10 protein-coding genes and 1 riboswitch are annotated in these 11,094 nt (G+C 36.1%); of the genes, 7 read left to right on the forward strand and 3 right to left on the reverse strand.

Annotated elements, in window-relative coordinates; genetic code table 11:
* Positions 1-4: 4 nt before the first annotated feature.
* Entirely contained in the window at positions 5-2,311 is a 2,307-nt protein-coding gene (gene metE / locus LB467_RS09405; RefSeq protein WP_224473776.1) for a 5-methyltetrahydropteroyltriglutamate--homocysteine S-methyltransferase, read from the reverse strand.
* Between the two features lie 179 nt (positions 2,312-2,490).
* A riboswitch (cobalamin riboswitch) is annotated at positions 2,491-2,675 on the reverse strand.
* Positions 2,676-4,406: 1,731 nt separating this feature from the next.
* On the opposite strand from metE, the gene LB467_RS09410 reads away from it, so the two are divergent.
* From LB467_RS09410 to LB467_RS09425, 4 genes are all read left to right on the forward strand, one after another.
* The gene (locus LB467_RS09410) at positions 4,407-4,694 is read left to right on the forward strand and encodes a DNA-binding protein (protein WP_224473777.1); all 288 of its coding nucleotides are present in this window, start codon (positions 4,407-4,409) and stop codon (positions 4,692-4,694) included.
* Positions 4,691-5,443 (forward strand): hypothetical protein, encoded by a 753-nt coding sequence (locus tag LB467_RS09415; protein ID WP_224473778.1) that lies wholly within the window; start codon positions 4,691-4,693, stop codon positions 5,441-5,443. Before LB467_RS09410 ends, LB467_RS09415 begins: the two co-directional genes overlap by 4 nt.
* A gap of 555 nt (positions 5,444-5,998) precedes the next feature.
* Positions 5,999-6,454 (forward strand): type II RES/Xre toxin-antitoxin system antitoxin, encoded by a 456-nt coding sequence (gene parS, locus LB467_RS09420; RefSeq protein ID WP_224473779.1) that lies wholly within the window; start codon positions 5,999-6,001, stop codon positions 6,452-6,454.
* Positions 6,451-6,906 carry an RES family NAD+ phosphorylase gene (locus tag LB467_RS09425; protein ID WP_224473780.1) on the forward strand — a complete coding sequence of 152 codons (456 nt, stop codon included), beginning with the start codon at positions 6,451-6,453 and terminating at the stop codon, positions 6,904-6,906. Before parS ends, LB467_RS09425 begins: the two co-directional genes overlap by 4 nt.
* A gap of 301 nt (positions 6,907-7,207) precedes the next feature.
* On the opposite strand, the gene LB467_RS09430 is transcribed toward LB467_RS09425, so the two are convergent.
* Together LB467_RS09430 and LB467_RS09435 are read right to left on the reverse strand one after the other, a co-directional pair.
* Positions 7,208-8,305, reverse strand: coding sequence for a hypothetical protein (locus tag LB467_RS09430; RefSeq protein WP_224473781.1), 1,098 nt, complete (start codon positions 8,303-8,305; stop codon positions 7,208-7,210).
* A 2-nt stretch (positions 8,306-8,307) separates the two neighbouring features.
* The gene (locus tag LB467_RS09435) at positions 8,308-9,090 is read right to left on the reverse strand and encodes an RNA polymerase sigma factor (RefSeq protein ID WP_224473782.1); all 783 of its coding nucleotides are present in this window, start codon (positions 9,088-9,090) and stop codon (positions 8,308-8,310) included.
* 415 nt (positions 9,091-9,505) lie between these two features.
* On the opposite strand from LB467_RS09435, the gene LB467_RS09440 reads away from it, so the two are divergent.
* From LB467_RS09440 to LB467_RS09450, 3 genes are all read left to right on the forward strand, one after another.
* The gene (locus LB467_RS09440) at positions 9,506-9,760 is read left to right on the forward strand and encodes a helix-turn-helix domain-containing protein (RefSeq protein WP_224473783.1); all 255 of its coding nucleotides are present in this window, start codon (positions 9,506-9,508) and stop codon (positions 9,758-9,760) included.
* Positions 9,761-9,991: 231 nt separating this feature from the next.
* Positions 9,992-10,429: a MarR family winged helix-turn-helix transcriptional regulator gene (locus LB467_RS09445; RefSeq protein WP_224473784.1), complete on the forward strand. Its 438-nt coding sequence runs from the start codon at positions 9,992-9,994 to the stop codon at positions 10,427-10,429.
* Complete coding sequence (locus tag LB467_RS09450; RefSeq protein WP_224473785.1) at positions 10,426-10,998, forward strand: serine hydrolase domain-containing protein; 573 nt, start codon at positions 10,426-10,428, stop codon at positions 10,996-10,998. The genes LB467_RS09445 and LB467_RS09450 overlap by 4 nt, the downstream gene beginning before the upstream one ends.
* Positions 10,999-11,094: the final 96 nt, after the last annotated feature.

Below are 11,094 nucleotides of genomic sequence, written 5' to 3' on the forward strand. Positions count from 1 at the left end.
GATATTAGGTTACCACAATAGTTTCCCTGGCTTTTTCTGCCGCTTTAACCATCGCCTTTAATGCTTTTTGAGTTTCTTCCCATTTCCTGGTTTTTAAGCCACAATCTGGATTTACCCAAAGTTGCTCTGCAGGAATTACTTTTTGAGCTTTTTCAAGCAAGGCAAGCATTTCTTCTACTGAGGGCACTCTGGGCGAATGTATATCATAAACACCCGGTCCAATTTCATTAGGGTAGTTAAAATTGGAGAAAGCCTTTAGTAATTCCATTTGGGAACGGGAACATTCAATAGTAATCACATCGGCATCCATATTGGCTATACTTTCAATAATATCATTGAATTCAGAATAACACATATGTGTATGGATTTGAGTGGAATCAGCCACCCCGCTAGATGCAATTTTAAAGCAATCTATGGCCCATTTTAAATAATTCTGCCAGTCTTCTTTACGCAAGGGTAGTCCTTCTCTAATAGCCGGTTCATCAATTTGAATTATTCGTATCCCTGCATTTTCCAAATCTTTAACCTCCTTTCTAATAGCCAAAGCTATTTGTTTACAGGTTAGGGATCGGGGCTGGTCATCCCGTATAAAAGACCACTGAAGAATAGTGACAGGACCTGTCAACATTCCTTTGATCCATTTTTTTGTTAAGGATTGTGCATATTTTGACCAATAAACCGTCATAGATTTTGGCCTGGAAACATCGCCATAAACAATTGGAGGTTTCACACATCTACTTCCATAACTCTGCACCCAGGCCTTCTTTGTAAATAGAAATCCGTCCAACTGCTCTCCAAAATACTCCACCATATCGTTTCGTTCATATTCCCCGTGAACCAGAACGTCAAGTCCAATTTCTTCCTGCCACCGAATGGTCTTTTCGGTTTCTTGCTTTAGTAAGCTATCGTATTGCTCGGGGGACAATTTTCCTTTTTTGAATTGAGCCCTCCAACTTCTTACCTCTTTGGTTTGGGGAAATGACCCAATGGTTGTAGTAGGAAATTGAGCTAAGTTCAATACTTTCTGCTGTTCTTTTTTTCGTAAACTAAAAGGATTCTTCCTTTGAGTGTCTTTTTTTGAAATTTGATTAAGCCTATCTTTAACTACCTTGTTATGAATTAGAAAAGAGGTTTTCCTGTCTTTAAAGGCGTTTTTATTTTCATTAAATTCTTGCAGGGTTTGTTCTTCGGCTGTACCATTTGCCAGGGCCTGAAGTGTTTTTAATTCCTTCACTTTTTGTTTAGCAAAAGCCAGCCAGTTTTTGATTTCAGGATTTAATTCTGTCTCCAGTTCAAGATCGTAGGGGATATGTAATAAAGAGCAGGAAGGAGCAATTAAAAGTCTGTTAGACCCTAACTTTTCCTGTGCTTTTTGAATGATTTCCAGTGAACCTTCAAAATCATTTTTCCAGATATTGCGACCATCCACGATGCCAAGGGATAAGTTCAGGCCTTCGGGAATTTCATTTAGAACATCGTCCAGTTGGGATGGGCATCGTACAAGATCAATATGCAATACATCTACCGGAAGCGAAAGGCTTAATGAAAGATTGTCCTTTAAACCTTCAAAATACGTAGCGAGCATAAATTTCAGGTCAGGGAATTGTTTTTTAATTTCCCCGTATACAAAAGTGAAAACTGCCCTGCTTTTTTCATTTAGATCTAAAGCTAAGAAAGGTTCGTCGAACTGAATATATTCTGCTCCTTCTTTTTGTAGAGCAGCTAAAAGATCAATGTAAACCGGTAGTAGCCTATCCACCAAATCTAATTTATCGAAGCCCTCTTCTTTTTCTTTACCCAACAAAAGATAAGAAACCAAACCAATAATCACAGGTTTTGGTTTAATTCCGGCTTTTTTTGCTTCTATAAATTCATCAAGAATTTTGTCGTAACTAAGCAGGAATTGTTGATTTTTAGTAAACTCAGGAACGATATAGTGGTAATTAGTGTCAAACCATTTAGTCATTTCCATCGCAGTAATATCCAAACCATCCTTCTGATAACCCCTGGCCATAGCGAAATATAAATCCAGCTGGGTTGTGGAGGGTTTTTCTGCTATTACCTTATAGCGTTCAGGAATAGCTCCCAGGCTAAGGGTCATATCCAATACCTGATCGTAATACGAAAAATCATTGCATGGAATCAGGTCAATTCCTGCTTCTTGTTGAAGTTTCCAGTTTTTACTGCGACTTTCTTTTCCTGCCTGGAGAAGATCCTGTAGTTCATTTTTGCCTGACCAATACTGCTCGCAGGCTTTTTTGAGTTCTCTGTTGCTACCAATTCGCGGATAGCCAAGAATGTGCGTTTGCATTTCTAACTTTTAATAATTAAACAATTAGTTTTTAAAAGCCTTTAAAATGCTTCGTAATGCTGAGCGATAAGAAAAATGAGGGAAATAAGAGGATGTACCGAAAGGATATACCTTTCCTGTAAAATGAAAAGTATTTTTGGAGGCACATCTCTAAGACCTAAGCTTCAGACCGCGAAAGCATTGTCCAATCAGAATAGGCAGGTCTCCTGACTTGTAACGGTATCTGTCATCCTTCCCGCATTAGGCAGTGGATATTCCAGGACAGTACCTTTAAATTGTTACTTACAGTTGCGCGACAGTTCGTGATTTGCACACGATTCCCTATTAATCTACCTTAAGTAAAACCTTTTCTGTTTGATGAAGTATGGTAAAGAACTTATGAAGGATAAACTTAGGAATTATTTTTTAATTTCTAAGCCTTGCCTAAGTTTATGTCTAATAATTCAAATCGTCTTACATTTGGTAGTAACTCATTATAAGTATTGAAAATCTTAATTAAAAGAAATAGAACTATATCAAAAAATGAAAAATGACAGCAAGAGGGTAACACGCTACGCGATGTTGGGTAGTCATTTTCCATTTGTATTACATCATTTGAATGCAGGTTGCATCAAATCTTGTGTGTCCTGAAAACAGCTATGAACTTTTTTATGAAAAAACGCTCTCAGCCCAATAACGACGGTGAATTTTTTATGAAAAAATGAATTTTCAACACCACTCACCACTTTTACTTCCACTCCGCAAAAGCTCCATTTCAGAAAAAGAGGTTCGTTAAAAAATGTCTTAACACAGGCCAAAAAGCTTTGGAAATAAAGTGGTAAATGAAGTGATATGAAAAAGCTTTTAGGCTCAAGTCCGCTGGGTAGAAGTTTAATCCAAGAAACTACTATAATAATCAACTTAATAATAAAAACCTTTTGAGGTGATTAGAAATCTTAATCGACTCAATTTTCCAAAAATCAATTCCCGAATTATTAACTATTACCAGGTCTCTAACAGGGATATAATTTCCAGAATCCCATATTTAATTTTAAAACTTCTCAAGTATTCTTCCAATTTTCTACAGTTAACTTTAAAGAATTTATTTTTAAATCTTAAAAACCTGGATTCATTTTCTAACCATCTAAAGAGCTATTAAATTCTATTTAATAGTTGAAATTTTGCCCTTGGGGGCAAAAGTTGAATAGCAAGAGGGTAACGGGCAAAGCCACGTTATAATGTTTCAACTTATTGATTATCATTTATATAATATTTTTAAACAACCTGATTTTAAAACGATTTGCGACAAATGGCCTGGAAAGCCGCATAACCAGGTTAGAATTTGCGACAATTCGAAAAATGAAAAGTAAAAAACAGCCCACTTCTAGTAAGTTGAAAATTAAAAATACTTCCGGTTTGAATGAATACTTTTACTTACTAACCCACTCACCACTTTTACTTCTACTACGCAAAAGCTCCATTTCAGCAAAAGAGGTTCATTACAATTGTCTTGGACACGAGCCAAAAAACTTTGAAGATGAATTGGTAAATGAGATAATTCGTTGAAACTTTTTGCCTCAAGTCCGCCTGGTCCGAACTGAAATTCAACAATCAGAATTTCAAGTTTTCTCTTTTTTTGGAAGCTTCCGACACCACCTTCCCTTTTGCTGCCAAAGCAACAAGCTTTGAAATTAATCGGAGTGCATAAACCGGTATCCTATTTATAACTCCTATATAATTTCAAAGCCTGAAGATACAGTGGGCATCAAAAGGTAATGCGAAGGCGCTGGAAGAAGTAAATAAAAAACAACGGAACTATCTTTTCATTCTGATCTACATCCGGTTCCAGTACACCCTCAAAAGGAAAATGCTCCAGATGAAAAAAGTAAATGGCTGAAAAGAGTTTTCAACATCGGCAACATTTTTAAAATAGTCCTTTAATTCCATTTGAACTTTTGAATTTTACTTCCTAATTTTTATTAATGCATTTTAGTGTCCATTGAGGCTTTACCCCTTATCATCACTGGAGTTATCAACAATACCACTTTTTATATTATGGAAGTTATGCTCTACATTTAGCCCTGGTTTGACTTTCTTTTAACTTAAAATTTCTCTTATGGAAAAAGGATTTTCTCAGCCGCTGCGGCAAAGTCTTCATTCCCTCGAAGTGAAGATCGATGAGCTCATAAGAGCTACAAAGGTACAGCCACTGGCACATACCGAATACCTCCTGCTCGATAATGCTGATTTCATTCAGTTATTTAAAATTACGGCAAGGACCGCACAACACTGGCGAGAGGATGGGGTGATTGAATTCCTACAGGTGAAAGGAAAGATCTATTATAAAATTGGTGATGTCAAAGCTTTTATTGATCGGAATCGCCAGGCAAGAAAACAGCGATGAAGGAGGTTAACTTATCGGTTCCCATCCAAATGCTGATCGATGCCCAGGTAAATGGGTATGTCAATAAGCTGCGTTTCTTTTTGCTTTTAAAATTTTGCTATCCCAGTGGAAAGCTAAAGTTCGATAGAGAAGATCTACTGGATATGGAATGGATGGGAATGATCAAGTCCCGAAAAACTACCAAAAAATATATTGAATTTTTATGTGAGAAAGGCTGGTTACAGCTTAATGCTAAAACCGGCTATTATATCGTAAAGTCTTTTGACCGCATAAGGGAGGAAGAAGGCTGGAGCGTAAGAAAGGCTTTTTCAATAGGATTTGATTCATACCTAAACCTGAAGGCCATTATAGGAGGCATTTTATATGCCTATTTGCATACCGATTTCTGGAGAAAAACCAGGAGGAAGAAAAGCGTACACTTAAAAGGCAGTACCTATCATTTTCTATCCCCTAGGTTTAACTTTAAAGAACAACCTGCACCGGTGGCCGTTTCAGGATTAGCTTCTATTTTTTCAATCTCTGCTGCTACAGCATCACGATTGAAGAAACTGGCCGATCAGTATAAACTGATCGAAGTGGAAAAGCATTATAGTCCGCTTATTTTTAATAAAAAGGCTATGAACTTGTGTCTGAAGTACAATGATAAACCTCATAACCTGGTTTACCGGGATGGTGGTTACCGATTACAGCTAATTGACACTATTTTACCTCTTTTTCCGTTCAAAAACAGGCAAAAACTGAAAGCATAAAGAAAAGGCTATAGATAATTATTCAAAAAATACTTTTCTTTTAGCCTTGCGTTTTTTGTTTGTTTATTTGGTTTGGTTTGTTTTCGGGTATTTTGGTGATTTTTGTTTGCCGATGATGGCTTTTAATAGGTTTTAGTGCCCGCTAAGCAGCCATTTTTAATATCCTCGATACCACCTCAATTACTGGTTAATTGTTGTCTACATGAAGTCCAGGAATACTACGGGTTTCGAGCTTGCACACCACTTGTTCACTACTCTTCCATTACTAGTACACTAATGGGACACTACCCTACTAACACTAGTCTATTTCTGGAATTGCTTTTATACCAGGGGTTTTGCTGGCCAGATTAAGTCAAAGTAATCGTCAAATAGTTTTTCCCTACCAATTGTATGATTTTCCTCCGACCCTTTATATGCGTCAATCATATTGGGATATCGATAGTGCTAAATGGATATTGATGTATACTTTTATTTTGACAAGCTTAGCATTAAACATCATTCTAAAATAGGATATTACGCCATTTGTCATTATTTTTGTGATAAATGACGTCTGTTATGGGAGAGACAATTAATCATAAAAAGGAAAGAGAGACAGTAGCAAAATGGCTGGACCTCAAATCACTCTCCTTAAATAAAGGGAATGCTTCGTTTGCATACCTAAAAGTTTTAAAGGAAGGTTTGAACAGGAATTCAATAAATTCTTTCATCAAACATTCAAACTTGACGCTAAAACAGGTGGCAAAATTGATTCACGTTTCCGAGAGAACCTTACAGCGGTATTCCCCCGATAGGTCTATAGATATTAATTCTTCGGAACGACTGATAGAACTTACTCGACTTTTTCACAAGGGAATTAATGTTTTTAATGAAAAAGAAAAGTTTATCATCTGGTTGGATCGGCCAAATAAATCCCTGGCAAATTCGAAACCAATCGATTTAATTGAAACCAGCATTGGTATTGATTTAGTTATGGATGAATTACTTAGAATAGAACATGGTGTTTTTTCATGATTGTCTATAGAATTGCCAAGAAAAAATGGATTAAAGATTTAAGCGGAACCGGTGCTAAAATAACCGGAGGTCGCTGGAACCCTAAGGGCTTTCCTGTTTTATATTGCGCATCAACTTCCTCTTTGGCGATTCTGGAAAAATTAGTTCACGTAGATTTTGATCTTTTGCCAAATGACCTGTACATCGCAGAAATAGAAATTCCTGAAAACAGTATTCATGAATTGAGACTAAAAGATTTACCTAAGAACTGGAATAAATATCCAGGCCCGGATAAGCTTAAGTTGCTTGGGGAGAATTGGATTCTTGAAAATAAATACTTGGTCCTTCGAGTACCAAGTGCTGTAAATCCTAATGAAACGAACTATTTAATTAATGTGGATCATCCGGATGACAGTAAAATTAAAATTAGGAAAACCTATCCTTTTGAAGTCGATGAGCGTTTGATAAAATAAGTCTTCAACCTCACGATCATAATCAAAATAATATCGATTATCCAAAAAATAAGAGTGCCCACGCCGTTGTATATGCTAATCACATTTAGTGAGCGAAATTCAACTCACCTTACGGGTTTACAAGAACCCTCGTAATTTATAATAATCTTTTGTTTAGAATTGACCTTTTTTAGTTCCAATCTATGGGCTTTCCGTTTAATACTTTATTAAATGAGAGCCCACGCGTTGTATATGCTAAGCGCATTTAGTGAGTGAAGTTTTCAACCTCACCTTTCGGGTGTACAAGCACCCTCGTAATAATTTAACCTATGATAAGTTCAATACCGGCTTTCTCTGCCTTGTATTTTATTTTGGTCATCAGATCATAATAATTCCAATTCCTTAAGACAAATGTTTCTTCTTTAGCTATTTCAATTTTCTTCTCTTGATCTACTAAAATGAGCGTTCCCGCCTGGTGTTTTACGCAGAAGTTGATAAGCTCCCTGCTATACACGTGCAGTCGCTGGTTCACATAATTATGCTCTTTATCCTTAAATCTTGACAGGGCTTTTGTTTTCCGTGTACGCCCATTTCCCGACCTGGCATATTTGACGCCTTCCCGGGTTCTTTGACAGGCAGCTTGAATGGCCAACCTTCGGTATAGAAATTCTTCCCTGCTACCAATACTAAGTTTAGCCTTTCCGATCTTCACTATAATGGGATATTCCAGGGACAGGCTAGCCTCCGCGACCACTTCCGGCCGTAATTTGTGCTTTTCTTTCTCAATTTCAAAGGCGGCCAGCATAAAAATCTTTCCATCTTTTAACTTTAGATAGGAAGTGCGCATCTTAATCTCTCCCTTTGTTAGCTGGTGCATCAATTTCCACTTGTCATTAAATGCCCTGCCTAAATAGGTCTTTACCGGAATTGAAAAGAATCGAAAGCAAAAGGCACTTTTATCAGGGTTAAATTCCAAACCACAAACTCCTTCCATAGTAAAGGGAAAAGCCATTTCCCTTTTAAAATTATGTAAGGAACGCTCGCCTTTCCAGTATTCTTCCCTGTTTTTCTTAAAGGTACTTTGAATGCTGTTATTGAGTTGGGATAATATGTTGGTAGGCATTTTTCCTTTGTAGCGGTCAGAAACTAGCCGGTAGGTGGTATTCATCCGGGAGCGGTTAAAAATACCAAGTTCATCCTTTTTTTCATCCACCAGTTTATACTTGACCCCTTCCGATAGATAGAAGAACTCCTGTATCATTTCTTGGACATAGAGGTGGGAAACAATAAGGTTTGCAGCCTTGTAGCTAAGGTAACGCCATTGGTACAGCTTACTTTTGGCCTCCTCACGTTCTTCTTTGGTAGACAGATCGATCTTTAACTGGATTCGCCTGGTTAGTGTTATCGTTTCCTTTTCCATCACTAAGCAGATTGTTGTTGTTCGTGTTTTAACTGCATCAGCTTATAGGCGGTCATAAATTCCTGGTGGACCTCCTTTTGAGAAAGATTCAGCTCATTGGCTATTGCAGCAAATGAATATTCTTTTTCCGTACGCAGTTGTAAGACCTTTTCCTGTTCCTGGGTCATCTTCCTCTGAATCTTTACCGCTACCAGCGGCTTTGGTTTTGTTTCCAAATTGCTCCCCTGGTGGATAATGTTTTTAATATCCTCAATAGCCCTTTTTACCTCGTTACTAGTGTAGGTAACACTGCTGCCCATTATCTGGCCAATAGTTTTATAGCGGAAGTCATATTTTAAACAAAGTTCAACCAGGCGACGTCTTTCGCTGCTAAGCAATGGAAAAACACTTCGTATCCGGTCGAAGGCTTTTTGTTGCGCCTCGTGGTTTAGTAGGTGCTCATCCTCTTTTTCTGGATCATAACCGTGCAAATATTCCTGGTAGTTCTCATAACTTTCCAGGGAATTGACGGTCTTAAAAAACTTATTTTTAGGACGGACACAGTAGGTGCAGCATTCCCTTTTCATCACCATTCGCAGGAAATAATAAATATGTTCCGGTCGTTCTATCCGGTCTCTTTTTTCCCATAATATGAGGAAAGTATCCTGCACCAGGGTTTCTACGGCAAAATCATCATCTAATATTTGTCGGCCCACCCAGAAGATATTGCGGTGGTACTTTGTGTAAATAAACTCCAAAGCATCGGGATGTCCTTGTTGCAATAATTCAAAAATACGCTGTAACATAAGCAGTCGCTTTTAAGTGGAGGCAAATACCTCCAGAATTAAAATGGATTTAGCTAAAGCGAATTCTTATAATGTATAAAGAGAAGGTAGCTTTGAAAACAATTGAGAAGAGTGCCTGTTTTCTACAAACAAAAAAGGCGTGGAAACTCAACTTACCGATTCGAGGTACTGGTATACCCTGCAACAATAAGCAAGCCCACGCCCGGGTCGTGAGCATTGTGCTTATCATCTCGTTGCATAAAAATTACCAGTTTTCGAACCGAGACTCAAAGCGAAATGCTTCTAATATTTTACTTAAAGAAGTTTCGCAAATATATTAATATGAGATAAATATATAAATAATTTTCTAATGTTGTAATATATTCCAACATAATTTGTGAATTTTTTGCCCACCTTAGTTGTAGATAGGGCTACAATGCAGAATAAAAATTATAAAGAAGATTATCTACTTAAATTTGGAGCTAATTTTGGCAAGATTCGACAGAGTAAAAATTTAAGCTTTAGATCTTTATCGCAAAAATGTGATTTAGATTATGCAGATCTAAACAAAATTGAAAAGGGAAAGAGAAATATTACACTTACCACAATTATTGAGTTAGCAAAAGGTCTCGATATTCAACCTCGAGAATTATTTAACTTTAATTTCTCCTTTAAGAATTTAGAAAAGTAATTTTTCGATTAGCAAATTATAACCCTACTTCCTCTCTTTACGTTTTTCCGTATACTCTATTTATTTTAATGGTTTATATTTAGCAAAACTGCGATTATCCCGGGGGGATTTATTCTTAAAATACTATATTAAGCGGTATAAAACGTGTTGTAAGCAATTTTAACAAAGAATAAGCGAAAGAAATACAAATATAATTGATATATCAATTATATTTACAACAATAATAAACCTATGGAATACAAAGCATCTTCTGAAACTATTTTCTACCAAATAGAAAAAGCTATAAAGCAATACCGAGTAATGGCACAAGGAAACTTGAACAAACTCGAATATAAAGTAACAATAAACCAAATTCTACTAATGTTGCAAATCGATAGAAACCCTGAGATTAGTCAGGTAGAATTAGCAGAACTTTTATTTAAAGATGTTGCTTCTGTAACTCGAATGATTGAACTTTTGGTGAAAAGAAACTTCTTACTGCGAGAAGAGGATAAAAAAGACCGAAGAAAAAAAGCTTTAAAAACTACCGATAAAGGAAAACGAGTTTTGGAATTAGCAATTCCTATTATCAAAAAAAACAGAGAAATTGCTCAAAATGATATAACCGAAGAAGAAAAGGAAATCCTTTTTAAGCTATTGGGGAAAATAATATTAAACACTTCAAAATGAAGAAACTAATCACAACACTAATCCTTTTTTCTTGTCTCACTTCTTGTAAAACCACTACCAAATATGGCAAAGAAGTTGAGACAAAAAAAGCAATTGAATTAGACAGCTTATTTAAAGAATATCACAAAGTTGGAAAATTTAATGGAAATGTTTTAGTCGCTGAAAATGGTAAAATTATATATGAAAACAGTTTTGGCTACTCCAACGAAGAAAACAAAATCCCTCTAAACTTGGAATCGATTTTTGATTTAGCATCGCTTTCAAAACAATTTACAGCTACTGGAATTGTACTTTTAAACGAGAAGGAAAAGTTATCATACAATGATGATATAAGTAAATATATACCCGAACTAAATCATTATAAAGGAATCACAATTAAAAACCTTTTAAATCATACAAGTGGACTTCCGGATTATGAAGAAGTATTTAAAGAATATTGGGATAAAAGCAAAATCGCTACCAATGCTGATTTAATTAGCTTGTTTGAAAAAGTTAAACCAAAAACCTATTTTACAGCAAGGAAAAAATTTGAATATAGTACAATACTCCCCATCTGTAAGACAGTTTAAAGATATTTATAATTATTTATGATGCTATTTTTTTGAGGTTATAAATTTGATCAGGTGGTACTTTTCCTATTTCTGTATGTCTTCTCTTGGTATTGT

Source organism: Salegentibacter tibetensis, from assembly GCF_020164485.1.
In the GTDB taxonomy this organism is placed as follows: Bacteria; Bacteroidota; Bacteroidia; order Flavobacteriales; family Flavobacteriaceae; genus Salegentibacter; species Salegentibacter tibetensis.

Coding starts and splice junctions, on each gene's coding strand:
- metE (WP_224473776.1), bottom strand. CDS start 2,311: ATGCAAACGCACATTCTTGGCTATCCGCGAATTGGTAGCAACAGAGAA.
- LB467_RS09410 (WP_224473777.1), top strand. CDS start 4,407: ATGGAAAAAGGATTTTCTCAGCCGCTGCGGCAAAGTCTTCATTCCCTC.
- LB467_RS09415 (WP_224473778.1), top strand. CDS start 4,691: ATGAAGGAGGTTAACTTATCGGTTCCCATCCAAATGCTGATCGATGCC.
- parS (WP_224473779.1), top strand. CDS start 5,999: ATGGGAGAGACAATTAATCATAAAAAGGAAAGAGAGACAGTAGCAAAA.
- LB467_RS09425 (WP_224473780.1), top strand. CDS start 6,451: ATGATTGTCTATAGAATTGCCAAGAAAAAATGGATTAAAGATTTAAGC.
- LB467_RS09430 (WP_224473781.1), bottom strand. CDS start 8,305: ATGGAAAAGGAAACGATAACACTAACCAGGCGAATCCAGTTAAAGATC.
- LB467_RS09435 (WP_224473782.1), bottom strand. CDS start 9,090: ATGTTACAGCGTATTTTTGAATTATTGCAACAAGGACATCCCGATGCT.
- LB467_RS09440 (WP_224473783.1), top strand. CDS start 9,506: ATGCAGAATAAAAATTATAAAGAAGATTATCTACTTAAATTTGGAGCT.
- LB467_RS09445 (WP_224473784.1), top strand. CDS start 9,992: ATGGAATACAAAGCATCTTCTGAAACTATTTTCTACCAAATAGAAAAA.
- LB467_RS09450 (WP_224473785.1), top strand. CDS start 10,426: ATGAAGAAACTAATCACAACACTAATCCTTTTTTCTTGTCTCACTTCT.